The sequence below is a fragment of the Polaromonas vacuolata genome, from assembly GCF_012584515.1.
In the GTDB taxonomy this organism is placed as follows: domain Bacteria; phylum Pseudomonadota; class Gammaproteobacteria; order Burkholderiales; family Burkholderiaceae_C; genus Polaromonas; species Polaromonas vacuolata.
The window spans coordinates 1,644,535-1,670,351 of record NZ_CP051461.1; the positions used below are offsets into that span (position 1 = coordinate 1,644,535).

Genomic DNA, 25,817 nt, shown 5'->3' on the forward strand with positions numbered 1-25,817 from the left:
CTGGCTTGCCACCAGGCCTGATAGCGGCGCCTTATAAAAGCCAGAAAAATGGCTTGGGGGTTGGGTAGTTGGGGCACAAAAGCAGCAACAAAGGTTTGGTTCGGCGTTTCAGGATTATTTGATCTTACTCAAGGCAGTGGTACAGCGTTGAGCATTGCGCTCACCTGTTCAAGCGAGCCGCGTCCTGCCAGACTCACCGGCTGCAAGCGGTGGGCCGTGGTTTGCGGCAGTATGTCGCAAATGTCGTCGGGTGCGACATAGTCGCGGCCGCTTAAAAATGCATGTGCCTTGGCTGCGCGCAGCACCGCAATGCCGGCGCGTGGACTCAGGCCTTGGACAAACCAGCGGCCGGATCGACTCGCTTCCAACAAGTCCTGCACGTAGTTGAGCAGCGGCTCGGCTGCATGCACTTGGCTAACTTGTTGCTGTAAGTTGATTAATTCACTGGGGCTTAGCATGGGCTGGAGCTGGGCCAGCATTTCTCGCCGGTCTTGGCCTCTGAGTAGTTCTCGCTCTGCCGCACGATCCGGATAACCCAATGAGATGCGCATGTGAAAACGGTCAAGCTGTGACTCGGGTAGCGCGTAAGTGCCTATCTGGTCATGCGGGTTTTGGGTGGCGATCACAAAAAAAGGTATTGGCAAAATGCGCGTCTCGCCTTCGACTGTGACCTGTTTTTCCTCCATCGCTTCTAACAGTGCGCTTTGAGTGCGGGGGCTGGCGCGATTGATCTCGTCGGCCAGCAATACTTGGGCAAAAATGGGTCCGGGATGAAACACGAAGCTTTCTTTTTGCCTTTCATAAACCGATACACCCGATAAGTCGCTGGGCATGAGGTCTGCCGTAAACTGCACGCGCGAAAAGTCCAAGCCAAATGCGCGCGACAATGCATGTGCTAGCGTGGTTTTTCCAACGCCTGGAACGTCTTCAATTAACAAATGTCCACCGGCGAGGAGGCAGGCGACGCAGTCCTGAACCTGAGCCGGTTTTCCAACAATCACCGTGTTGAGTTGACTTATTAGCGCCTGAAGTTTTTCTTTGACGTTCATGCTGTTAACCTTACCGCAAATTTTTTACGTTATGAACGCAACTGGTTATTTCACACACAAAGATTGCCACTTGCACGAGATGGGCCCTGGCCACCCGGAGTGTCCAGAGCGGCTCTGCGCGATAGAGGATCGTTTGCTAGCCAGCGGAGTCCGCGATGTGCTGGCTATCCGCGATGCCGCGTTGGCCACCTCGGCTGATGTGTTGCTTGCGCACGATGCGTCCTTGATTGCCTCTTTGAACGGCATGAGTGCGCGTTTATCTGAAGAGATTTTGGCCGGTGGCCCGAGTCATGCGCAGATAGACCCGGATACGCAACTCAATGTTCACACCTTGAATGCTGCGCTACGTGCCTCGGGCGCAGTCATTGCCGCCACCGACGCAGTGATGGCTGGCGAGATCGAAAACGCTTTCTGCGCTGTCCGGCCACCCGGCCACCACGCTTGCCGTGACATGGCCATGGGTTTTTGCTTTTTCAACAATATTGCCATAGGTGCGCGGCATGCTTTAGAACGCCACGGCCTTAAACGGGTGGCGATTGTTGACTTTGATGTGCACCACGGCAACGGCACGGAAAATATTCTCCAAGGTGATGAGCGGGTGTTAATGGTGAGTTTTTTTCAACACCCATTTTTCCCCTACAGTGGCACTGAGGACCCGGCGCCCAACATGCTCAACCTACCGGTGCCGGCGTATACCCGGGGCATGGATGTGCGTGATTTGGTTGAGACATACTGGATTCCGCGCTTAGAGGAATTCAAACCCGAGATGATTTTTATCAGCGCTGGCTTTGATGCCCATAGAGACGATGATTTGGGTCAAATGGGTTTGGTTGAGCAAGACTTTGCCTGGATTACTCAGCGCGTCAAAGATGTGGCGCGGCGTCATGCCAAGGGCAGGATTGTGTCTTCACTAGAAGGCGGTTATGACTTGCCATCGCTGGCGCGAAGTGTAGAGGCGCATATTCGCGTTCTTGCCGATCTTTACTGACCTTTTCGCCCCTTTTTTTATCAGTTCGACTAAAAGCCATGAACAACTTGAACCCCAAAGAGCCGGTGCTACTGCACAGCCAAACCCGGCATGGTCTGCACACCTTGATACTTAACAGTCCTAGTAGTTTTAATTCGCTGAGCGAAGAAATGCTGAGCGCTTTGCAAGTCGCGTTAGACAGCGTTGCCAAAGATGACGCTGCGCGAGTAGTGGTGATCGCGGCGGCAGGCAAGGCGTTTTGCGCCGGCCACAACCTCAAGCAAATGCTGGCTAAACCCGAGTTAGCCTATTACCAACAGCTTTTTGCCCAATGCACACGCATGATGCTGACGATACAAAACCTGTCTGTACCCGTCATCGCCAAGGTTCAGGGGCTGGCAACTGCCGCAGGTTGTCAGTTGGTCGCGCAGTGCGATCTAGCCGTAGCCGCTGAGGGCGCAAGCTTTGGCGTGAACGGTATTGATGTGGGTCTTTTTTGCGCCACGCCTAGCGTGCCATTGGTACGCAACCTGCCGGCTAAGCAAGCCATGGAGATGTTGTTGACCGGTGGCTTTATCAGCGCCGAGCAGGCCAAGGCGGGCGGTTTGGTCAACCGGGTTGTGCCCTTGTCTTTGTTGGACAGTGAAACCGACAAACTGGTAGAGGCCATTCTCGCCAAGCCACGCGCAGCCATTGCGATGGGTAAAGCCCTGTTTTACCGACAGCGCGAAACCGGTATTGAGGCAGCTTATCAGCTCGCCGGCCAGTCCATGGCTTGCAACATGATGCATCCCGCAGCGCAAGAAGGCGTGCAAGCTTTTGTGCAAAAAAGGACACCGCAATGGCCGGTTTAAAAGACTGGAGCTTTAGCTCTTTGCTGGCTAGCTCAAACGGGCCGAAAAAAATCGACTCCTTGGACGATTGGTTTACCGCTTTACTCCAACCCACGGCCTTGACCGAGGTTGCCGTGTTACTGGCCTGTATCTGTGTTTCTTGGCTAGTGATTCGGCTGGCTAGGCGGGCAGCGAGTAAACGCGACGAGTACTCTATTCTTTTTGGCCGACGTACCGTAGACGGTGTGTTGTTTCCGCTGCTGTTGTTCGTGTTGGCCCAGATATCACGCACCTTGCTCGTACAGGTCATGCCGGTAGCGGTGTTTAAGGTTGCCGTTCCGGTGCTGCTTTCCTTGCTGGTCATACGTATCATCGTTAAGGTGTTGCAGGCAGCCTTTAAAAATGCGCCACTAGTGCGTTCTCTAGAGCGTACTTTTTCTTGGCTTGCATGGCTATTCATGGTGGTTTGGGTCAGCGGCTTGCTGCCGGTGGTGTTAGAGGAGTTAGACAGCATCAAGTGGAAGATCGGCAGCTCGACTGTGTCGGTGCGCAATATGCTCGAGGGCGCTGTGACCGCCAGCATAGTCATCATCATCGCGCTGTGGATTTCTGCTGCGATAGAGTCGCGCCTGTTGCGTTCGGTCAAGGGTGGCGAGCTCTCGCTGCGCAAAGCACTGAGTAATGCTAGCCGTGCGATTTTGCTTTTCGTCGGGCTGATGGTGGCGCTCTCGGCAGTTGGTATTGACTTGTCGGCTCTCTCAGTAGTGGCAGGCGCAGTCGGCGTTGGTGTGGGTTTTGGCCTGCAAAAAATCGCCGCCAGCTATGTCAGCGGTTTTGTCATGTTGGCAGAGCGCAGCGTGCGTATTGGTGACAGCGTCAAGGTCGACGGCTTTGAAGGTGTTATCACCGACATCAAGGCCAGATATACCGTGGTGCGCTCGCTGATGGGGCGTGAATCGATTGTGCCTAATGAGATTTTCATCAGCAACCGGATTGAAAATTTCTCACTGACTGACCTTCAAGTCGTGCTTTTCACCACCATCACCGTTAGCTATACGTCGGATCCGGATCTGGTCATGACTTTGCTCAAAGATGCTGCAGTAGCCCAGAAACGTGTGCTTAAGGAGCCGCCTCCCAGCGTGAACTTGGTTCACTTTGCGGCGGACGGCTTAGAGTTTGTGCTGTACTACTCAATCAACGATCCGGAAAATGGACAGCAGAACGTGAGCTCGCTGGTCAATTTGCATGTCTTGCGCTCGTTACGTGAACATGGCATTGAAATACCCTATCCGCAACGTGTGGTTCATCTTGCCCCCGGCACGCTTAATGGCGCGGGCATGGCCTCGCCAACTGCACCCGCCGATGGCGGCTCCGGCCCCGCAATTACTGGCACAACAACGTTGTTAACCGATGTGGCCACTGGTAAAGATGCGGCTGCGGGTGATAAGACTGATGCTGCAGTTAAACCCGAACCTTATCGCTAAAGCCATACATTGCCTTTAATACAGCCCTTTTTTGGGCTCAAAAGTTAGGCATAGGGATATAACTTCACGCTTATTACTGCTCACCCCTATAATCGTAAAAAAAAGAACGGTCGTTCTATTTTCTTGTGTGCTTTGAGTTCTTACCAATGTTCAAAGCAGGCCTAATGCCATAGGGTTCAATCCGACACAATAGAATGACTGATTGCTTTACGTTAACGTCAATTAAATAAACAAACTCTGGAGCTGCAATGAAGGTCTTGGTACCCGTCAAACGTGTCGTCGATTACAACGTCAAAGTCCGTGTCAAATCCGATGGCAGTGGCGTCGACATCGCCAACGTCAAAATGAGCATGAACCCGTTTGACGAAATCGCCGTCGAAGAAGCCACACGCCTGCGTGAAAAAGGCGCTGTCACTGAAGTTATCGCCGTGAGCTGCGGTGTTCTTCAATGTCAAGAAACTCTGCGTACCGCCATGGCGATTGGTGCAGACCGCGCTATTTTGGTCGAAACCAGCGAAGAGTTGCAGCCTTTGGCGGTTGCCAAATTGCTCAAAGCACTGGTCGATAAAGAGCAACCACAACTGGTGATTTTGGGTAAACAGGCCATCGATGATGACTGCAACCAAACGGGTCAAATGCTGGCCGCGCTGCTGGGCTGGCCACAAGCTACTTTCGCCTCCAAGGTTGAAGTTGAAGGTGGCGTTGCCAAAGTCACGCGCGAAGTCGACGGCGGCTCCGAGACGCTGTCCCTCACGCTGCCAGCCATCATCACCACTGACTTGCGCCTCAATGAGCCGCGCTACGTCACGCTGCCCAACATCATGAAGGCCAAGAAAAAGCAGCTTGATAACTTCAAGCCTGAAGACTTGGGCGTCGATGTCGCGCCGCGTATCAAAACCCTCAAGGTTAGCGAGCCGCCAAAGCGTAGCGCCGGCATCAAGGTTGCCGATGTCGCAGCGCTGGTTGACAAGCTCAAAAACGAAGCCAAAGTAATTTAAGGAGTCGATTGAAATGACCACATTAGTTATCGCAGAACACGACAATAATTCCGTAAAACCCGCCACGCTTAACACCGTGACTGCTGCCGTTCAGTGCGGCGGTGATGTGCATGTGCTGGTGGCCGGCCTGAGCGCCACCGCCGCCGCTCAAGCAGCTGCCGCCATTGCTGGTGTTGCTAAAGTTATTCATGTCGATGGTGAGCAGTTCGCTCACGGCTTGGCAGAGAATATGGCCGCACAAATTTTGGTGCTGGCGCCTAACTACTCGCACATATTGTTTGCCGCTACCGCTTCGGGCAAAAACATTGCCCCACGGGTTGCCGCTAGCTTGGATGTGGGTCAAATTTCTGACATCACCAAGGTCGACACACCAGACACTTTTGAGCGCCCTATTTATGCGGGTAACGCCATCGCTACGGTGCAAAGCTTGGATGCGGTCAAAGTCATCACGGTTCGTACTACCGGTTTTGATCCTGCTTCTGCCAGCGGTGGTTCGGCCAGCGTCGAGACAGTAAGCGGCGAAGCAGATAACGGCAAGAGCAGCTTTGTGGGCTCGGAAATCGCCAAGAGCGACCGTCCTGAATTGACCGCCGCCAAAATCATCGTCTCCGGTGGTCGAGCTTTGGCCTCTAGCGAGCAATTCAACGATGTGTTGGTACCGTTGGCTGACAAACTCGGCGCAGCATTAGGTGCATCACGCGCCGCTGTTGATGCTGGCTACGCGCCTAACGACTGGCAAGTCGGTCAGACCGGCAAGATTGTCGCGCCGCAGCTGTATATCGCTGCCGGCATCTCAGGTGCTATCCAGCATCTGGCCGGCATGAAAGACAGCAAGGTCATTGTTGCCATCAACAAAGACCCAGAAGCGCCTATCTTTAGCGTTGCTGACTACGGCCTTCAGGCTGATTTGTTTGTGGCCGTACCTGAGCTGGTCGCAGCACTGTAAACGCTAAAAAAGCAGGGGCACGGCAATGCGCAAACCCATAGCAGTTAAAAATTGCTTGGGTTTGCCTGCCTGTGTTGTACCCGTGCCGTGATTCATCAATGCAAAAATTGGATGTGAGAATGACTTATAAAGCCCCCCTCAAAGACATGCTGTTTGATATCCAGCACTTGGCCAACATAGACCAAATCGCCGCAATTCCCGGCTTTGAAGACGCCGGTTTTGATACTGCCCAAGCAGTCTTAGAAGAATGCGCCAAGTTCAGTGAAGGCGTGTTAGCGCCGCTTAACTGGGAAGGGGATAAAAACCCTTCCACCTTTAAGAACGGCGTTGTCACCACAACCGCTGGTTTTAAAGATGCGTTTAAACAATATGCCGAAGGCGGCTGGCAAGGCTTGCAGCACCCAACAGAGCATGGTGGTCAAGGATTGCCCAAACTAATTGGTGCTAGCTGTGGCGAGATGCTGAACTCTGCCAATCTGAGTTTTGCCCTTTGCCCCATGCTTAGCGACGGCGCTATCGAAGCGTTGCTCACCGCAGGCTCGCCTGAGATGAACGCGGTTTATTTAGAAAAGCTGGTCAGCGGCGAATGGACCGGCACCATGAACCTGACCGAGCCGCAAGCCGGTTCAGACTTGGCCGCAGTGCGCACCCGCGCTGAGCCACAAGCCGACGGCAGCTACAAAGTTTTTGGCACCAAAATCTATATCACCTACGGTGAACACGATATGGCAGAGAACATCGTGCACTTGGTGTTAGCCCGAGTCAGCGGCGCGCCCGAAGGCGTTAAAGGCATTAGCCTTTTTGTTGTGCCTAAGTTTTTAGTTGAAGACGGCGGCAAGATAGGCGCGCGCAACGATGTGCATTGCGTCAGCATTGAGCACAAGATGGGCATCAAAGCCTCGCCTACTGCCGTGCTGCAATACGGTGACAACGGCGGCGCGATTGGCTTTGTGGTGGGCGAAGAAAACCGCGGCCTAGAGTACATGTTCATTATGATGAATGCCGCCCGTTTCGCGGTTGGCGTGCAAGGCATTGCGATCGCAGAACGCGCTTATCAAAAGGCAGTCGCCTTTGCAAAAGACCGCGTACAAAGTCGTCCAGTAGACGGCTCCATCAAGGCCAGCGCACCGATTATTCATCACCCCGATGTCAAACGTATGCTCATGAATATGCGTGCATATATTGAAGGTTGTCGCGCCATGGCTGCAGTGTCTGCTGCAGCTTTTGACGCCAGTCACCACCACCCAGACGCCGATGTGCGCAAGCAGAACTTGGCTTTTTATGAGTTCATGGTGCCACTGGTCAAGGGCTACAGCACAGAGATGAGTCTTGAAGTCACGTCTCTTGGCGTGCAAGTACACGGCGGCATGGGTTTTATCGAAGAAACCGGTGCTGCGCAGTACTACCGCGATGCCAAAATTTTGACGATTTATGAAGGCACTACAGCGATTCAAGCGAATGACTTGGTTGGCCGCAAAACTGGCCGTGATGCGGGTGCGACTGCCAAAGCGATTGCCGCGCAAATAGCAACCACAGAATCCGAATTGACCGAGCAGGGCAGTGCAGATGCTTTGGCGGTGGCCGAGCGTTTAAAAGAAGCGCGTCTGGCTTTCCTTGATGTGGTTGAATTCATGACCGCTAATGGCCGGGCCAATCCTAACGCTGCCTATGCGGGCAGCGTGCCGTATTTGATGTTGGCCGGCAATTTGGTTTCTGGCTGGCAAATGGCGCGGGCATTGCTGGTTGCACAAGAGCAATTAGCCGCTGGTGTCGAGACCGCTTTCATGCAAGCGAAAATCATCACCGCACGTTTTTACGCCGACCATTTGTTGACCAAAGCACCCGGCATGCGCGACTCAATAGTCGCCGGTGCGGACAGTGTTAACGCATTGGCACTGGAGGCGTTTTAATGTCTCGTCTACCCGCACCCCTGAATAATTTGCCGCTGCCGATTATTGGCTCGCCGCTTTTTATCATTAGCAACCCCAAGTTGGTGATTGCCCAATGTCAGGCTGGCGTAGTGGGTGCTATGCCTTCGCTCAACGCCAGACCTGCCGCTATGTTGGAAGACTGGTTGGCTGAAATCACCGAGACCTTAGCAGCCTACAACTTAGCCCATCCGGATGCGCCTGCTGCGCCGTTTGCGATCAATCAAATCGTGCACAAATCGAATGATCGCTTAGAGCACGACATGGAGTTGTGCGTCAAATACAAAGTGCCCATCTACATCACCAGCTTGGGTGCACGCGAAGATATTTTTGCTGCTGCGCACAGTTATGGCGGCGTCGTTCTGCACGACATCATCAACAATAAATTTGCCCACAAAGCGATTGAAAAGGGCGCTGATGGTCTGGTTGCAGTCGCAGCTGGAGCCGGAGGTCACGCAGGTGTGAAAAGCCCGTTTGCCTTGATCCAAGAAATTCGCCAATGGTTTGATGGCCCGCTAGCACTGTCGGGTTCTATCTCTACCGGCGGCGCTGTTTTGGCCGCGCAAGCCATGGGTGCTGACTTTGCGTATATTGGTTCTGCCTTTATTGCCACCGAAGAAGCCAATGCGGCGCAAGCCTACAAGCAATCGATTGTCGACAGTAATTCAGACGACATCGTCTACAGCAACTTGTTCACCGGTGTGCACGGCAACTACCTCGCGCCATCGATTCGCGCTGCCGGCATGGACCCAGACAATCTGCCCGAGAGTGACGCCAGCAAAATGAATTTTGGCGGCGATAAAACCAAGGCTTGGAAAGATATTTGGGGCTGCGGTCAAGGCATAGGCGCGGTGACTAAGGTGCAGACGGCTGGTGAATATATTAAACAGCTTAAGCATGAATACTTAGAAGCCAAAGCGCGCTTGGTCTAAAAATCTAATCGTTAATCGTTAATCGTTAATCGTTAATCGGCTTAAACCGACAGGCATTGACTTCAAGTCGGTGCCTGTCGCTACAAGTCAAAATCTTGAAGTTGTTAACAGGCAATAGCAGACCCGGGTTTGAGTAATTTCAAATTAGGTATTAAGCCGATAGCAAGCTACAAAACCTCGCCAAGTCTACATTCCCACCGCTGACTAAAACGCCAACGCGCTGGCCCTTGAGTTGCTCTTTCATCGCACTGGCAGCTGCAAAACCTAGGCAGCCTGTCGGCTCAACCATTAGCTTCATACGCTCAGCCATAAACCGCATGCCTTCTATGAGTTGCGCATCGCTGACTGTCAACACGTCATCGACATCTCGCTTTATCACGGCAAAAGTATGCTGGCCCAAATGCTGAGTTTGTGCGCCGTCGGCAATGGTGTTTGGCGTGTCTATATGGACTATTTTTCCTGAGCGAAAAGACTGTTGGCCGTCATTGCCGGCTTCTGGCTCCACACCATAGAGTTTGCATTTAGGTGCTAACGCCCGCGTCGCCAGTGCCGAGCCTGACAGCAGACCACCACCGCCAAGACAGACGAAAAATGAATCTAGCGCACCGACATCTTCAAACATCTCTTTAGCCGCAGTACCTTGTCCGGCGATCACGTCGGGATGGTCATAAGGCGGTATCAAGGTCAGGCCTTTTTCAACAGCCAGATCGCGGCCGATTTTTTCTCGGTCTTCAGTGTAGCGGTCGTAAATAATCACGTTCGCACCATAGCCGCGCGTGGCAGCTAGCTTGGACGCAGGTGCATCGGCCGGCATGATGATGTGGGCGGGAATACCCAGTAAACGCGCAGACAGCGCAATGGCTTGCGCGTGGTTTCCAGACGAGAAAGTCACCACACCTGCACGCCGTTGGTCGGCATCAAAACGCGAGAGCGAATTGAACGCGCCGCGAAACTTAAATGCGCCGGTGCGCTGCAAGTTCTCGCACTTAAAGAAAACCTCTGCGCCCCACGCCTCGTTAATCGTGCGCGAGGTCATTACCGGTGTGCGGTGGGCGTGGCCTAACAGGCGCTCGGAGGCTAATATTAGGTCTTGGTAAACCGGGGCTGGGCTAGAGTTTGGTTGATGCACGGTGTTTTCAGTTAGTTGTATTGGTCAGCATACTTAGTAATCAGTTAATGCAGTTTACCCAGCCCATAAAAAGTGTCGGTTAAATATGGCCATGAAAGGTAACTATGAAAATAATAATTCACCACTCAACACTGAGTCGTATTGAATCAAGTCTTCATCCAAAATTTTCGCTTGAATCTATCCAATGCCTATAGCGGTTGAAATCTGTTTCTTTAACTGCTTGTGTATTTGTCGGCTTAGTCTTACTCGTTACATATTGTCGATTTTGTCTTTGCCCAACATCCGACGTTTATGTCTAGAGGTGAAAGTGTCTGCTTTATCTGAGCCGTCAAATGCTTTTACTTCAAGCGGAAAAAGTGCAATGTCTATTGGTGATGAGTGCTTTTTATTCAGGTTTTTAGACTGCGACTGAGGGTTTTACATATCGTTTTAAAGCGCTTTCAATTACCTTGCTATTTAATTAGTAGTACATCAAATTTGTTTAATTTCGTGGTTTTTAGAGGCTTTTAATGAATTTAATCTAACAATTAGCAACACACTAAATAACCTTTGGCGCTGCCTAGTGATAACCCTCATTTATAGTCAAACCAGATTTTCCTTGGGTCTAACCCGAGGATTAAAAAATATTACTCATCAATTCGGAATAACTCAAATGAAAACAAAAGCAGCAGTCGCATGGAAAGCCGGCGAACCACTGACCATAGAAACCGTAGACCTTGAAGGCCCAAAGTTCGGTGAAGTTTTGGTCGAAATCAAAGCCACCGGTATTTGCCACACTGACTCTTACACCTTGTCGGGTCTTGACCCAGAAGGCATATTCCCCGCCATCTTGGGCCATGAAGGCGCAGGCATTGTGGTTGATGTAGGCCCGGGCGTGACATCACTCAAAAAGGGTGACCACGTCATTCCTTTGTACACGCCAGAATGCCGTCAGTGCAAATACTGCTTGTCGCAAAAAACTAATCTATGCCAGCTTATTCGCGGCACTCAGGGCAAGGGCTTGATGCCTGACGCCACCAGTCGTTTTAGCTTAGACGGCAAGCCAATCTTTCACTACATGGGTACATCGACCTTTAGCAACTACACCGTGGCTGCAGAAATCTCGCTGGCCAAAATCCGCGAAGATGCGCCGTTTGACAAGGTTTGCTATATCGGTTGCGGCGTGACCACGGGTCTGGGCGCAGTGCTGTTCACCGCCAAAGTCGAAGCTGGCGCCAACGTTGTGGTGTTTGGCTTGGGCGGCATTGGCCTGAACGTTATTCAGGGCGCAAAAATGGTGGGCGCTGGCAAAATTATTGGCGTTGATCTCAACCCCGAGCGTGAAGCCATGGCACGTAAATTTGGCATGACTCACTTCATCAATCCAAAAACGTCTAAAAACGTGGTCGATGACATTATTCAACTCACTGACGGCGGCGCTGATTACAGTTTTGAATGTATTGGTAATACCAATGTGATGCGCCAAGCGCTAGAGTGCACGCACAAAGGTTGGGGCCGCAGCATCATCATCGGCGTAGCCGAAGCTGGCGCTGAAATCAGCACCCGTCCTTTCCAATTAGTCACTGGCCGCAAGTGGGAAGGCTCGGCCTTTGGCGGCGCACGTGGCCGCACCGATGTGCCAAAAATTGTCGACTGGTATATGGAAGGCAAGATCAATATCGATGATTTGATTACCCACACCATGCCCTTGGAAGACATCAACAAAGGTTTTGATTTGATGAAGCGTGGTGAATCGATACGTGGTGTGGTGCTATTTTAAAAATGTACCAACTTATCGCACCACAGATTATTAGCGAGCATGCCTGCTTTGGCGGCACGCAACGGTTTTTTCGACATGACTCTAAGCAAATTGGTTTGTCCATGCGCTTTTCAGTTTTTCTGCCTCCGACGTCTAGTATTCATAAGGCTGGCGGCAAAGTACCGGCATTACTGCTGCTCGCAGGTTTGACCTGTAGCGAAGAGACCATGATGGTTAAAGCCGGCGCGCAAAAGCTAGCCGCTGAGCTTGGCATGGCCTTAATCACCTCTGATACCAGCCCGCGTGACGCGGGTCTGCCGGGTGAGGACGACAGCTGGGACTTTGGCTTAGGCGCAGGCTTTTACCTTGACGCGACACAGCAGCCTTGGGCCAATCACTACCGCATGGAGAGCTATATCATCAATGAGTTACTGCCAACGGTGTCTAACTTTTTACCGATAGATGCACAGCGCATAGGTATCTCGGGTCACTCCATGGGTGGTCACGGCGCGCTCACATTGGCGTTGCGTCATCCGGATATTTTTAAATCTGTTTCTGCCTTTGCCGCAATTTGTGCGCCCAGCCAGTGTGACTGGGGACGCAAGGCTTTTACCGGTTACTTGGGTGACGATATAAACGCTTGGGCTGCGCATGATGCAACTGCTTTGATGAAGGCCAGTAAAGCTGCGCCTTTCCCCGGCGGTATTTTGCTAGACCAGGGATTGGCGGATAAATTCTTTACCCAGCAACAACTGCTGCCCGAGCTGTTTGAAGCTGCCTGCGCGTCTGCTGGCCAAGTTTTGACGTTGCGCCGGCATGCCGGTTACGACCACGGCTACTATTTCATTGCTAGTTTTATGGCTGATCACTTGCGCCATCATGCAGCGCAACTTCAGGCGGTTTAACTTGGCGGTAAAGACTACGTGTCGATAAGCATACTTACTTTTACAGAAATTTTGCATACGGATGAAGTATTGAGTCAATACAATAGTTGACATCTTGACTTTAGCCTGACGGCCTCGGAATCTTTAATGAATGTTTTGTTAACCGATAGTCCTCGAAATACCTCACGTAAATCAGCACCGGGATTGAGGCAGATCTGGATAGTTTTGCTGTCTAGTTTTTGGCTCTCCAGCATCTGTAATATTGCCTTGTGGCGAGAAATCTTTCGTCTGCCTGGGCTTAGCAACCCTCAGGCCATCACTCTCGGTGTTGCGTTGGCGTTGGTGATAACGCTGGCATGCACCGCTTTGCTCAGCTTACTCGCTTGGCGTTGGACGCTCAAACCTGCGATTATTATTTTTTGGTTTTCGGCGGCGTTTGGTGCTTACTTCATGATGACTTACAGCGTTGTCATCGACACGACCATGATGGTCAACGCCATGCAGACCGATGTCAGAGAAACCAGCGATTTGCTTAGCTGGCGTATGGCCGTACTGGTTTTGTTGCTCGCCGGCCTGCCTACCATTTGGCTTTTGCGTCTGACTGTGCGCAAACAAAGTGCTTTGCGGCAGATTGGCTCCAATCTTGCAACGACTTTGATTGCCTGCGCTTTGATTGCACTGGTCATACTTTTGTTTTTTCAAAGCATTGCCACCGGTATGCGTAACTACACACAGTTGCGCTACATGATGAATCCGCTCAATTCTTTTTACGCCATAGGCATGCTGGCGGCCAAGCCTTTTCAGCGCAATGAATCGGCTATCTTGCCTTTGGGAGAAGACGCAAAACTCGGCGCAAACTTTGCCGCACCCGGTAAGCCGCCACTGCTTTTGTTAGTGCTGGGTGAGACTGCTCGCAGCGGTAATTTCTCTCTCAATGGCTATGCTCGGCCGACGAATACGCTGCTTACTAAAGAGACAGTTGCCAGTCAGCGCAATGCTTGGTCTTGCGGTACCAGCACGGCGGCATCAGTGCCGTGCATGTTTTCTAATTTTGGGCGTACCTCGTATGAAGGTCGGCCGGCCAATTACGAAGGCTTGCTCGATGTGCTCCAACATGCCGGACTTGCCGTGTTGTGGTTAGACAATCAGTCCGGTTGCAAGGGCACTTGCGACCGACTTGTCACACCCAGCGTTGATACATCTTCGCTCAAACTGCCTGGCTTGTGTGATGCCAACGAATGCTTGGATGAAGTCATGCTCAAGGACATTGATGCACGTATCGCCGCGCTGCCGCCCGAACGGAGTGCCAAAGGCGTAGTGATTGTGATGCACCAGATGGGTAGTCACGGTCCGGCTTATTTCAAGCGTTCGCCTGAAAAATTCAAAAAGTTTTTGCCCGAATGCAAGGACAATGCCCTGCAAAGCTGTAGCAAACAATCTTTGATGAATGCTTACGACAACAGCATTGTCTATACCGACTACTTTTTAGCCAGCAGTATTGCATGGCTTAAAACACGCGCTGTCAGCAACAGCCCGGCGATGATTTATTTGGCCGACCACGGCGAGTCTCTCGGTGAAGACAATCTGTACTTGCATGGCATGCCTTATGGAATTGCCCCCGACGTACAAAAGCACGTGCCGTGGATTACTTGGTTGTCACCTGAGTTTGAAAAACGCAGTCAAGTTAGTATGCGTTGCCTTAACTCCCGGCTTGACACCCACATCACGCACGACAACTACTTCCACTCGGTACTCGGTCTTTTGGATGTGCAGACCAACGTCTATCAAGATAGTTTTGATATTTATGCACATTGCGGTCTTGGCGCTGGTGCCTCATCGACCCAGTAACTGTGGTGTTAGCCAAGGCTTTGACTTTGGCTAGGTTTTAATTCGTATCGGTTAACGCTCTCTGCTAACTAGTTTGCACGCCGTTGTTTGACTCGGGCATTTTTCTCAATGATGGGCTGAGCGCTATTGCAATCCGAATGACGCGCAATCTTGATTGACAGTTGGCGACAAGCTGGACAAATGCTCAAGCATGCGCGTGAGAGAGGTATTAGGTACGCGGTCTTTCTTCACACAAACCTGCAGACTTCGTAAGGCCCAACTTTCTTGCAAAGGTTTGACCGAAAGGTTAAGGGCTTTGCCTAATACGCTAGCGGCTTGAAACGGCAGTAGGCCTACGCCAAGTCCGGACTGCACAATGCGGCAGACCGCTTCAAAGCTGCGCACCTGCACCCGTAGTTGCAATGTGCGGCCGGTGACCACGGCTTGTTCGGTCAACAGCCGCATCATGGACGAGCCACTTTCTAGCGCGACTAAATCGTGCGCCAGTACATCCTCAAAACGCATTTCTGGCAAGCTGGCTAAGGCATGACCCTGAGGCATGACCACCGCTAGTGTGTCCATGCGGTAGGGGAAAACTTCCAGCCCTTCGTGGCGACTGCCTTCGACGATGATGCCTAGATCGACTTCACCGGCCTGCACCGCACGGATGATTTTCGCGCTCCAGCGCTCTTGCAAGACCAGCCGCACATCTGGGTTTAGACGGGTAAAGCTGGCTAAATCTTCGGGTAAAAATTCGTTCATCGCCGAGGTACTGGCCATGATGCGTAGTGAGCCTTTGCGGCCAGCCGCATGGTCGCCCATTTCCACTTGCATCTGGTTCATCAACAGCAGCATGGCTTTGGCGTGCACTATGAGTGCGCTGCCAGCCGGGGTCAGTTCTACACCGCGTGATGAGCGCGCCAGCAAACTGGTTTTAAAGCGTTCTTCTAGCAGCGCAATGCGGCGGCTGGCGGCGGCCAGGCCAAGGTGGGAGGCCTCTGCCGCCTTAGTCAGACTGCGCAATTCGGCGGCCCGTACAAACAGCGCCAGTGAATCAATGTCGGGAAGCATGAGAAGAAAAAACCTTTTGAATGACGTCGTGTTGTAGAAAAGTTCTTGATAGCAGCCTTCGGTTTGGCTGAAGACCCCTACGCGAGAAACAGATTCCGCCAAGTCGCGATTACCTTCATTATCAGTGGCTATATGCAGAACGCCGCTCACACCCCCCAACTAGACATAAATCCACCAGACGCTAATCGCACACTTGACGCGGCCATGCTGAGTAATTTGCAAACTTGGGCCGGTAAAACCGAGACTTTGCAAGACGACATCAGCGCCTATCCGGTGCGCGCTTTAACCGCCACTTTAGACCGTGATGACCCGGTGGTGAAAACCGGTACGCGCTTGCCGCCACTTTGGCATTGGTTGTATTTTTTGCCCCAACATCGCCAGAGCGAGATAGGCCCAGACGGTCACGCCAAGCGCGGCGGTTTTTTGCCGCCAGTGCCATTGCCGCGCCGTATGTGGGCTGGTGGGCGTTTGCAGTGGACCTATGGAAATGACTTGCAAGTGGGCGATGCGGTGCAGCGCGTTTCGCGGATAGAGTCGGTCAAACACAAAACTGGGCGTAGCGGTGACTTGTTGTTTGTGACGGTTAAGCACGAAGTCCACAACGCTGGCGGCGTGGCTATTACTGAGGAACACGACATCGTTTACCGCGCCGCCGCCCAGCCAGGCGACCCACTGCCCGTGCCGGTCGCAGCGCCTACGGGTGCGGCTTGGCAGCGTGAGGTTTTGCCTGACGATGTACTGCTGTTTCGCTACTCAGCCTTGACGTTTAACGGCCACCGCATCCATTACGACCGCGAATATGTGACCCAAGTCGAAGGCTATCCCGGCCTCATCGTGCACGGCCCGTTGATCGCTACGCTGCTGCTCGATTTACTACGTCGCCATGCGCCCCAAGCAATACTTAAAAGCTTTGACTTCAAAGTCGTGCGGCCCACTTTTGATAGGCAGCCGCTGCGTCTCAATGCCCAGCCATCAGAAGACGGCAAGTCAATTCAGCTATGGGCTCAAGACCACGAAGGTTGGCTGACCATGCAAGGCACGGCCGAGTTGGCTTGAGTTGTTGCCCTGTTGAATTGACTGCGACTAAGGCCTTCATTTTTTTAATTTTTAATTTTCTCCTAGCGACGCATGAAAAAAAATACCCCAGACCAATACCAAGAAATCCGCGACGCAGTGCGCGCACTGTGCGCAGAGTTTCCAGACGAATACCACCGCAAAATTGACCATGAGCGCGGTTACCCAGAAGCCTTTGTGGATGCCTTGACCAAAGCCGGCTGGCTGGCGGCCATGATTCCGGTGGAATACGGCGGCTCGGGTTTGGGCTTGACCGAAGCCTCAGTCATCATGGAAGAAATCAACCGATCAGGCGCCAACGCCGGCGCTTGCCACGGCCAGATGTACAACATGGGCACGCTGCTCAAGCATGGTTCAAAAGCGCAAAAAGATTTGTATCTGCCAAAAATCGCCAGTGGCGAATGGCGTTTGCAGTCCATGGGCGTGACCGAACCATCGACCGGCACCGACACCACCAAGATCAAAACCACGGCGGTTAAAAAGGGTGACCGTTACGTCATCAATGGCCAGAAAGTTTGGATTTCTCGCGTGCAGCATTCGGACTGGATGATTTTGCTGGCCCGCACCACGCCGCTGGCTGAGGTGAAGAAAAAGTCTGAAGGCATGTCCATCTTCATGGTCGATTTGCGCTTGGCAGAAAAAACTGGCATGACAGTGCGGCCTATCGCCAATATGGTGAACCACGAAACCAATGAATTATTTTTTGAGAACCTAGAAATCCCGGCAGAAAACTTAATCGGCGTAGAAGGCCAAGGCTTTAAATACATACTCGACGGCCTGAACGCCGAGCGCGCCTTGATCGCCGCAGAGTGCATTGGCGACGGCTACTGGTTTATAGACCGCGTGACCAAATACGTCAGTGAGCGCGTGGTGTTCGGCCGGCCCATTGGTCAAAACCAGGGCGTGCAATTTCCCATTGCCGAAGCTTTTATTGAGATTGAAGCGGCCAACTTGATGCGCTACAAAGCCTGCGCATTATTCGACGCGAATCAGCCCTGTGGCGCTGAGGCGAATATGGCAAAACTCTTAGCCGCCAAATCATCTTGGGAAGCGGGCAATGCCTGCCTGCAGTTTCATGGCGGCTTTGGTTTTGCGACTGAGTACGACATTGAACGCAAATTCCGAGAAACCCGTTTGTATCAAGTCGCGCCGATTTCTACCAACTTAATTTTGAGCTATATCGCCGAGCACGAGCTGGGCCTGCCGCGCTCGTTTTAAGTCATGACAAATACCGTAACTCCTAGCCTGCAAGAGAGCAAACTACGGCCTTTAGACGGCATCACCGTGGTCTCGCTTGAGCACGCGATAGCTGCGCCCTTTTGCAGCCGCCAATTAGCCGACTTGGGCGCACGTGTCATCAAAGTTGAGCGACCCGGCGCAGGCGACTTTGCGCGCGCTTATGACCAGCGTGTCAAAGGCATGGCTTCGCATTTTGTTTGGACCAATCGCTCCAAAGAAAGTATCACGCTAGACCTTAAACAACCGGCGGCGCTGGGCGCGCTCAAGCTGTTGTTAAAAGACGCTGATGTGCTGCTGCAAAACCTCGCCCCAGGTGCTGCGGCACGCATGGGTTTGTCTTTTGATGCGTTACAGCAAGCGCACCCGGGTTTAATTGTTTGTGATATTTCTGGCTACGGCGAAGACGGCCCTTACCGCGATAAAAAAGCCTACGACTTATTGATTCAAAGCGAAGCCGGCCTGCTATCTGTTACCGGCACGCCAGAGCAACCCTCAAAAGCTGGCAACTCTATGGCCGATATTGCAGCCGGTATGTATGCCTACAGCAGCATTTTGTCGGCGCTGCTTTTGCGCGGCAAAACCGGGCAGGGCAGTCACATCGATGTGTCTATGCTGGAGTCGCTGACCGAGTGGATGAGCTACCCGCTTTACTACGCCTATGACGGCGCAGCACCACCACCACGCACGGCAGCCGCGCATGCCAGTATTTACCCTTACGGCCCGTTTGCAACCGGCGACGGCAACACTGTCATGTTGGGTCTGCAAAACGAGCGCGAATGGAAATCTTTTTGCGCTCAGGTGTTAGATGATGCAGCGCTAGCGCTAGATGAACGCTTTGACAGCAACGCCAAGCGCAACCAAAACCGTGAGCCACTGCTGGCATTGATACTGGCTGTTTTTAGCCAACTCAGCAGTGCGCAGGTAGAAGCCAAACTAGAGTCTGCACAAATTGCCAGCGCCCGTATGAATAGCATGGCGCAAGTTTGGGAACATCCGCAGCTCAAAGCGCGTGAGCGCTGGGCCACGGTTGATTCACCTGTCGGCAAGTTGCCAGCGCTGCTGCCACCCGGGCGTAGTAATGCGTTTGATTACCGCATGGATGCAGTGCCAGACGTAGGCCAACACACAGAAGCGATTTTGCGTGAGTTGGGGCTGAGCGATGAGGCTATTGCTGGTTTACGTGCCACTGCTGCGATTTAAAAAAGTTTAACTACCTGCGTTAATTATTCGCATCAGTAATTGGTCGTGATTCGCTTCACGAAAAAAACAGTTCTTTGCTAAATTCAAATTGCGCAATAAGCCGTTAAAAAGTTAGAAAAAATCAAGGATTTACTTTATGACAAGCGCTACGTTTCAACTTGCTCAGTTCGCTGCTGATCTGCGTTTTCAAACCATACCCGAGAGCGTTGTCAAACGCACTGAAGACCTGTTGGTCGACTGGTTCGCCTCAGTCATCGCCGGCAACGGCTCGCGTGCGGTGCAAAGCATTGGCTTTTTTGCTCAGGCTATGGGGCCGCAAAACATGACTGCTGCCGCGCCAGGTACGGCTCAAGTCTTGCTAAGCCGCACCCGCAGCAGTCCGTATTTTGCGGCTATGGCTAACGCCGCCGCATCGCATGTGGCAGAACAAGACGATGTGCATAACGGCTCAGTGTTCCACCCGGCGACGGTGGTATTTCCTGCGGCCTTAGCGGTGGCACAAAGCATTGGCGCTAGCGGTCAGCAACTTCTCACCGCAGCAGTCGCAGGTTATGAAGTGGGTATTCGTGTGGGCGAATTTTTAGGCCGCTCGCACTACAAAGTTTTTCACACTACAGGCACCGCCGGCACGCTAGCTGCTGCCGCAGCTGTCGGTCATTTATTGGGTTTAAATGCGCAGCAAATGCAGCACGCGTTTGGCTCTGCCGGCACGCAGTCAGCGGGGTTGTGGGAGTTTTTGCGAACCGCTGCAGACTCCAAACAATTGCATACCGCGCATGCGGCCGCAGCCGGCCTGATGTCTGCTTATCTGGCCAAAGATGGTTTTACCGGTGCAGAGCAAATTTTGGAAGGCCCACAAGGCATGGCCGCTGGCATGTCAAGTGATGCCGACGTCGCCAAGCTCACTGATGGACTCGGCACGCGCTGGGCCACGGCCGAGACCTCGTTTAAGTTTCACGCCTGCTGTCGTCATACCCATCCCGCTGCGGATGCACTGCTGCAAGTCATTACGCGGAGTAGCTTAAAGCCTGAGGATATTGACCGCGTCATCACCCACGTGCACCAAGGCGCTATTGATGTGCTGGGCCCGGTTGTGCGGCCTGCCAGCGTGCACCAGTCCAAGTTTTCTATGGGCACTACGCTGGCTTTGGTGGCGCGCTTTGGTCATGCGGGATTGACAGAGTTTGAGCAGCATTTTCTCGATCCTGAAACCATTAGTTTGCGCGACAAAGTGAGCATGGTTTTAGACACCGAAGTCGACACCGCTTATCCCCAGCGCTGGATTGGCAAGGTCACCGTCCACACAGTCGATGGTCGTGTGCTGCAAGGCCGCGTCGATGAGCCCAAGGGCGACCCCGGCAACACCCTAAGCCGCGAAGAAATCAGCGCCAAAGCGCAGCGCTTGGCGGCTTTTAGTGGCGGTGCCACGGCGGATGAAATGCGCACCGCAGTCACTGCGCTTTGGGGTATTGCGCAGACGGCTGTAGTGGGTGACTTTTTGATCTGAGCGAGTTTGTAAAGAGTGTTTTTAGGCCGGTCTTAAGGCCTATGCAAGCTCCGGTTTGAATCGTTTTTCTTATGTCATATGACTCAATTTCCTGCATAAGAAATAAGTCGGTTTTTATTTTTTTGACGCTTAAATAAAGCTTAATAAGTTGTGCAAAATACATTACCAGTTGCAGCATGCAGGCTAATTGATGTTGAGCAGGCGATAAATAAAATTCAAACTTATTAATTATTTTTTAAGTGGCGGATTCAAGCTTGAAGTGCAACAGCGTGTTAGTTGGACTTTAACTCTTCCATAAAAACCTGATGCGGTGTTCGATACCCCAAACATTTTCTAGGACGATGATTGAGCCTGTGCATCGCTAAAGCAATGTCATCGTCGGTGATGCAATTAAAGCGCATCCCCTTTGGGAAAAACTGGCGAATCAAACCGTTCATATTCTCGTTTGCCCCACGCTCCCACGAGGCGTATGGATGGGCGAAAAAGAAATCTGCACTCAGCGCAGAAGCTATTCGTTCATGCTGAGAAAATTCCTTGCCGTTATCTGTCGTGAGTGTGTGCACGCAATGAGCGAATGGTTTAAGTAAAGTGATTAACGCGTCCCCTACGGCTTGCGCTGTTTTGAATGGCACGTGGAAAATTATTGAATACCGAGAGACACGCTCGTTAATCGTCACTAGGGCTTGCTTCTGCCCGGCACCAATCACCAGATCAGCCTCCCAGTCGCCAAAGCGCGCACGCTCAAGCACGATGGCGGGTCGCAGTTCTATTGAGACCTGGCGAGAGATGGTGCCGCGCCGTTCACGGCCGCTGCTGCGTTTTTTTCGCGTCTTCTGGCAACGCAGTGTTTTATGCAAGCTGCCGCCCGCGCGTTTGTCAGCGTAGATGTACTGGTAAATGCTCTCATAGCTAACACCGGGTTGGCATCGAGCTTCGAGGTGGCCGCTGATTTGTTCGGGGCTCCAAGCCTCAGCCAACTTTTCCTCCACTACAGCCCATGTCGAGTCAGCAACTCTAGGACTGTTGGCGCAGGCAAGTCTACGTTCTTGGGCTTTGTCATTTGCCTGCTTAGGGCGATAGCCTCGTAGACCGCGGTTACGACGCAACTCACGGCTGATGCTCGATTTATCACGGTCCATCATTTTTGCAATTTCACTTTGATTGAAGTTTGCTTTGGCGAGGATTGCAATCTGGTAACGTTCGTCACGGGTGAGGTGTGTGTAAATCATTCTGGGCAACTTTGACTTGGTGGTCGGGAAGCTTGGATGCTCTCACATCTCACCCACCCGTCCGGTTAGTTTCAAAGTTGCACTTCAGACTTGAATCCGCGAGTCAATAAAACGGAGACAAAAAATGAAACTCAATCTCAAAACTGCCCTCATGCTGTCAGTGGCGACATTAAGCGCTGGTCTGTGTGCATCAGCTTTCGCACAAGCCCCATTTCCAGATCGGACGATTTCCCTCATAGTGCCTTTCGCCGCTGGTGGCCCCACTGACGTGGTTGCCCGCCTGATCGCCATACCCATGGGTAAGGCGCTTGGTCAGACTGTGATTGTCGAAAACGTTGCAGGCGCAGGCGGCACGATTGCCGCGACCAAAGTTGCACGCGCCACACCTAATGGCTACACGTTGCTGATTCATCACATGGGTATGTCGACCGCACCGGCGCTGTATAAAAAGCTGGCTTTTGACCCGCTCAAAGACTTTGAATACATAGGCCAAGTCGTCGAAGTGCCTATGACGCTGATAGCGCGCAAAGACTTTCCACCGAATAACTTTCCCGAGCTCAAAGCTTATCTCCAGCTGAATAAAAATAAAGTCTCAATTGCCAACGCTGGCTTGGGTGCGGTCTCTCATTTATGCGGTCTGCTGTTTATGAGTCAGATAGGGGTTGAACTCAACACCATTCCTTACAAGGGCACAGGCCCTGCGATTAACGATTTGTTAGGCGGTCAGGTCGATTTGCTTTGCGATCAAACCACGCAAACCGCACCCATGATCAAAGACGGCCGGGTTAAGGTCTATGGCGTGACCACGCTTAAACGCCTGGCTTCGCTACCCAATGTGCCAACACTAGACGAGCAAGGCATGAAGGGTTTTGAAGTTAGCGTGTGGCACGGCATGTATGCGCCCAAGGGCACGCCACAGCCAGCATTAGACAAAATCACAGCCGCACTGCAAAAAGCCATGCAAGACCCCATGGTCAAGCAACGTATGTTGGACGCCAGCTCTGAAATTGCCCCGCAAAACAAGATTACCGCCAACGGCCTTAAAACTCTGCTCACATCCGAGATTGCCAAATGGGACCCAGTGATTAAAAAGTCCGGCGTTTACGCAGACTAATTTTTTTCTCGTCTCTTTGCTGTGAAGGCCTGTTATCAGTTGATGATGCAGGCCTTTTGTTATGGCTTTGTCACCGCACTTTTTGCACCCACTATTAAATTCGCAGTTACATGTTTGAAGTGCAATAAATAACGCCACTTACAAACTGATTTTCTAATGAAAAAATAACGATAAACTTAATCACAATAGCTACAAAACTATGTTCGGCTTGTGAGTTGTTTTGAAAAATACTTCATTAGCTTTTGCCTATGTTGTAAGCCGAAAAAAAATATTTTTCCCATCATCTAGCCTGCTTGGCTAGCTGTCAATTAGATAGCACTTTCAACCCTCAGATAAATCATGACTCTGCCTAAAGGCTTGTACGACCGGCTGGTATACGAAGATGAAGTTGATGAAATCATCCGCTTATCAAGCCTACACCGCGTACTGGTGACGGCGCCAACTGCCCACCAACGCCACGAACAATTTATTGCTGAGCTATTACATCGCCTGCCGGAGTTATTGGACGCTGCAACTGATAGTCAGATAGACGCGATCGAAAAAGCCAGAGCTGAGCTTGAACTCATTCGTCAGCTGTTGATTCAATTGCGACCGTTGGGTCAAGGAACGCGCTTACTGGCCATGCCACCACAGCTGCTCAAGTCGATTCATGCGCCAAATGCCGATGTGGTGATGCCCGCCACCGGTTTGCGTCATCCGTGGCTTTTTACATCTGCTAGAAATGATCCGTCTTTGCTTAACGAGTTGCGTGCCGAACTGCGGACTGTTGACCGGGTAGATATTTTGGTTAGTTTCATCACATGGAGCGGTGTGCGCAAATTACTCGATGTGTTGGAGCAAGTGACCGCGCTCGATGCGAATGGAAAGCCAAAGACAAAGTTCAGAATATTAACCACCACTTACATTGGTGCGACAGAAGTGCGCGCGGTGGATGCGTTTGCCAAATTGCCGGGTGTTGAGTTGCGTATTTCCCTAGACGGTAGGCGCACCTGTTTGCACGCCAAGGCATGGATTTTTCACCGCGCCACCAACTTTGGCACAGCCTTTGAAGGCAGTGCAAATTTATCTGAATCTGCACTGATAGGCGGCATTGAGTGGACTGTGAAGTTTGCACAGGCCAGTGGCACGTCCTTGTTTTCTGCTGCGGTGGCCAACTTCGAAACGCTTTGGAATGACCGTGAATTTCAGCCCTATGATCCAAGCGACGAGAAGCACCGCGAAGCCTTAACTCAGGCTCTCGCCAGCGAACGCGGTCACGGTGGACGCCACGCCGCATCCAGCGGGCCGCCTGTTGCACTTCAAACTTGGTTCGACTTGCGCCCTAAGTCGTACCAGCAAGAAATGCTTGACCAGCTGGCCGCTGAACGCAGGTTGGGTCGGCGACGTAAATTGGTTGTAGCAGCAACGGGTATGGTCAAGACCGTGGTTGCGGCGGGCTGATTGTGCCGGTATTTCACATCCACGTCGTAGGGAGCATCTTTTTTGATATTCACTTTTAGCGTTTCTCAACTCTTACCTTAGGATCTTTTTAATAAGAGTAATAAGATTATTGACATTAATTTTACTTTATTGTTTTTCTTATTTTTCAGTACCAAGCTCTGCTAAATAAAATCATTTCATTGTCTTACAAATGCCTTTTATCGTCGTCTGAGTCAGCCTTTGTCCAAAGGCTGTATCAATTTTTTGTAGTAATGATTCCGGTGATATTCGAGATGAACCAGTGATGGTGCGTGGCCTTCTTCAGTTGTTATTAAGCCGGTAATGCCGAGTAGCGACAAATCGTCGGCTACCGAAAAAACACCAAGGTCAAACATCACGTGGTGATTCGGGCAAAGGCATAAGATATTTTCCCAAATGTCCGGTCCATTGTGCGGCGCACCCAAAGGTGTGATGTGTGCTGCTTCTGCGTAAGGACCGCTGTTTGTTTCAATAGTCGTGTCACATACCTGGCATAGGTGTTGGTAGTGCAGTTTCAGGCTCTTTGAAAGCGCCGAATCTCTAACAACACGCTGGACGGTGGTCTCTACACGTTCGGGTGATGGATTGCCAAGTGGTATTGCTTTCTTGCTAGATTTTTTTATTGGCTGAGGGATTGTGTTCGTCGCAACAAGTTGTTCAAGCCGAAAGCGCCAGATGGCAAAACCATCGACTCGCTTTTCAGACCAGTAACTCTCCACTCTATAAAGGCCGTCATAGCGGTAGCCGCTTGCTGGTGCGAATGAATTTTTTCGGTCTTCACCGCGTATGACGCGAACCGGTTGAGCGTTTAGCAGGTTTTGAACTAGGGCTGCATTGCCTAGTGTCAGTGTCTGGTCTTTGTCATGTTTTCCACCTTTGTTGCGACCGCCTTGGCCTGTGTAGACGATCACGTCGCCTTGATCAGAGTCATTTTCATAGCCACCAGAAATAACGACAGAGTCGGCACCGTCTTTTGCTCTGCCAGAAATCCCACCCATCGATGATCGATGAACGCCGACTTTATTCATTGCTTTGTAGTTGACGAAAGAGTCTCCTACAGACACGTCTTCTAGATGCCCAAAGATTATTTCAGTTGCCATTTTCTTACTCCCTTTTTTTGTAGCCTCAACGCCGATCGGTCTGACTTGCTCGCTCGCTAGCTAGTCTTATTTCTTATTACTGCCGTCGGCTAAAGCCAAGTCTTATCGCG

General features: G+C 51.8%; 21 protein-coding genes. 16 read left to right on the top strand and 5 right to left on the bottom strand.

Annotated elements, in window-relative coordinates; genetic code table 11:
* Positions 1-128 precede the first annotated feature (128 nt).
* Complete coding sequence (locus HC248_RS07505) at positions 129-1,049, bottom strand: AAA family ATPase (protein ID WP_168921949.1); 921 nt, start codon at positions 1,047-1,049, stop codon at positions 129-131.
* A 31-nt stretch (positions 1,050-1,080) separates the two neighbouring features.
* Here HC248_RS07505 and HC248_RS07510 point away from each other — a divergent pair, with 31 nt between their 5' ends.
* From HC248_RS07510 to HC248_RS07540, 7 genes are all read left to right on the top strand, one after another.
* Complete coding sequence (locus HC248_RS07510) at positions 1,081-2,037, top strand: histone deacetylase family protein (protein WP_168921950.1); 957 nt, start codon at positions 1,081-1,083, stop codon at positions 2,035-2,037.
* Between the two features lie 38 nt (positions 2,038-2,075).
* Complete coding sequence (locus HC248_RS07515; RefSeq protein WP_168921951.1) at positions 2,076-2,870, top strand: enoyl-CoA hydratase; 795 nt, start codon at positions 2,076-2,078, stop codon at positions 2,868-2,870.
* The gene (locus HC248_RS07520; protein WP_168921952.1) at positions 2,858-4,333 is read left to right on the top strand and encodes a mechanosensitive ion channel family protein; all 1,476 of its coding nucleotides are present in this window, start codon (positions 2,858-2,860) and stop codon (positions 4,331-4,333) included. Before HC248_RS07515 ends, HC248_RS07520 begins: the two co-directional genes overlap by 13 nt.
* Before the next feature lie 248 nt (positions 4,334-4,581).
* Positions 4,582-5,331, top strand: a complete 750-nt coding sequence (locus tag HC248_RS07525; protein WP_168921953.1) for an electron transfer flavoprotein subunit beta/FixA family protein — start codon at positions 4,582-4,584, stop codon at positions 5,329-5,331.
* A 13-nt stretch (positions 5,332-5,344) separates the two neighbouring features.
* Positions 5,345-6,277: an electron transfer flavoprotein subunit alpha/FixB family protein gene (locus HC248_RS07530; RefSeq protein WP_168921954.1), complete on the top strand. Its 933-nt coding sequence runs from the start codon at positions 5,345-5,347 to the stop codon at positions 6,275-6,277.
* 119 nt (positions 6,278-6,396) lie between these two features.
* Positions 6,397-8,187, top strand: coding sequence for an acyl-CoA dehydrogenase (locus tag HC248_RS07535; protein ID WP_168921955.1), 1,791 nt, complete (start codon positions 6,397-6,399; stop codon positions 8,185-8,187).
* Positions 8,187-9,137 (top strand): NAD(P)H-dependent flavin oxidoreductase, encoded by a 951-nt coding sequence (locus tag HC248_RS07540; RefSeq protein WP_168921956.1) that lies wholly within the window; start codon positions 8,187-8,189, stop codon positions 9,135-9,137. The genes HC248_RS07535 and HC248_RS07540 overlap by 1 nt, the downstream gene beginning before the upstream one ends.
* Positions 9,138-9,288: 151 nt before the next feature.
* Here the strand turns inward: HC248_RS07540 and HC248_RS07545 are convergent, their stop codons facing one another.
* Positions 9,289-10,266 (bottom strand): threo-3-hydroxy-L-aspartate ammonia-lyase, encoded by a 978-nt coding sequence (locus tag HC248_RS07545; protein WP_168921957.1) that lies wholly within the window; start codon positions 10,264-10,266, stop codon positions 9,289-9,291.
* Between the two features lie 652 nt (positions 10,267-10,918).
* Here HC248_RS07545 and HC248_RS07550 point away from each other — a divergent pair.
* From HC248_RS07550 to HC248_RS07560, 3 genes are all read left to right on the top strand, one after another.
* Entirely contained in the window at positions 10,919-12,025 is a 1,107-nt protein-coding gene (locus HC248_RS07550) for an S-(hydroxymethyl)glutathione dehydrogenase/class III alcohol dehydrogenase (RefSeq protein WP_168921958.1), read from the top strand.
* Between the two features lie 2 nt (positions 12,026-12,027).
* Positions 12,028-12,909: an S-formylglutathione hydrolase gene (fghA, locus tag HC248_RS07555; protein ID WP_168921959.1), complete on the top strand. Its 882-nt coding sequence runs from the start codon at positions 12,028-12,030 to the stop codon at positions 12,907-12,909.
* Positions 12,910-13,035: 126 nt separating this feature from the next.
* Positions 13,036-14,736, top strand: coding sequence for a phosphoethanolamine transferase (locus HC248_RS07560; protein WP_168921960.1), 1,701 nt, complete (start codon positions 13,036-13,038; stop codon positions 14,734-14,736).
* Between the two features lie 123 nt (positions 14,737-14,859).
* Here the strand turns inward: HC248_RS07560 and HC248_RS07565 are convergent, their stop codons facing one another.
* On the bottom strand, positions 14,860-15,786 hold the full coding sequence (locus tag HC248_RS07565) for a LysR family transcriptional regulator (protein ID WP_168921961.1): 927 nt from the start codon (positions 15,784-15,786) through the stop codon (positions 14,860-14,862).
* 132 nt (positions 15,787-15,918) lie between these two features.
* Here HC248_RS07565 and HC248_RS07570 point away from each other — a divergent pair, with 132 nt between their 5' ends.
* The 4 genes from HC248_RS07570 (at position 15,919) to HC248_RS07585 (ending at position 20,806) form a co-directional block, all read left to right on the top strand.
* Complete coding sequence (locus tag HC248_RS07570) at positions 15,919-16,842, top strand: HTD2 family dehydratase (protein WP_168923736.1); 924 nt, start codon at positions 15,919-15,921, stop codon at positions 16,840-16,842.
* A gap of 72 nt (positions 16,843-16,914) precedes the next feature.
* Positions 16,915-18,078 carry an acyl-CoA dehydrogenase family protein gene (locus HC248_RS07575; RefSeq protein ID WP_168921962.1) on the top strand — a complete coding sequence of 388 codons (1,164 nt, stop codon included), beginning with the start codon at positions 16,915-16,917 and terminating at the stop codon, positions 18,076-18,078.
* 3 nt (positions 18,079-18,081) lie between these two features.
* Positions 18,082-19,299, top strand: coding sequence for a CaiB/BaiF CoA transferase family protein (locus HC248_RS07580; protein WP_168921963.1), 1,218 nt, complete (start codon positions 18,082-18,084; stop codon positions 19,297-19,299).
* A 136-nt stretch (positions 19,300-19,435) separates the two neighbouring features.
* Positions 19,436-20,806, top strand: a complete 1,371-nt coding sequence (locus HC248_RS07585) for an MmgE/PrpD family protein (RefSeq protein WP_168921964.1) — start codon at positions 19,436-19,438, stop codon at positions 20,804-20,806.
* Positions 20,807-21,078: 272 nt separating this feature from the next.
* Here the strand turns inward: HC248_RS07585 and HC248_RS07590 are convergent, their stop codons facing one another.
* On the bottom strand, positions 21,079-22,035 hold the full coding sequence (locus HC248_RS07590) for an IS30 family transposase (protein WP_168921001.1): 957 nt from the start codon (positions 22,033-22,035) through the stop codon (positions 21,079-21,081).
* Between the two features lie 124 nt (positions 22,036-22,159).
* Between HC248_RS07590 and HC248_RS07595 the strand changes: the two genes are divergently transcribed.
* Both HC248_RS07595 and HC248_RS07600 read left to right on the top strand, forming a co-directional pair.
* The gene (locus HC248_RS07595; RefSeq protein WP_168921965.1) at positions 22,160-23,149 is read left to right on the top strand and encodes a tripartite tricarboxylate transporter substrate-binding protein; all 990 of its coding nucleotides are present in this window, start codon (positions 22,160-22,162) and stop codon (positions 23,147-23,149) included.
* 339 nt (positions 23,150-23,488) lie between these two features.
* Positions 23,489-24,589 (top strand): hypothetical protein, encoded by a 1,101-nt coding sequence (locus HC248_RS07600; RefSeq protein ID WP_168921966.1) that lies wholly within the window; start codon positions 23,489-23,491, stop codon positions 24,587-24,589.
* A 212-nt stretch (positions 24,590-24,801) separates the two neighbouring features.
* On the opposite strand, the gene HC248_RS07605 is transcribed toward HC248_RS07600, so the two are convergent.
* Positions 24,802-25,707: a YDG/SRA domain-containing protein gene (locus HC248_RS07605; RefSeq protein WP_168921967.1), complete on the bottom strand. Its 906-nt coding sequence runs from the start codon at positions 25,705-25,707 to the stop codon at positions 24,802-24,804.
* Between the last annotated feature and the right edge of the window lie 110 nt (positions 25,708-25,817).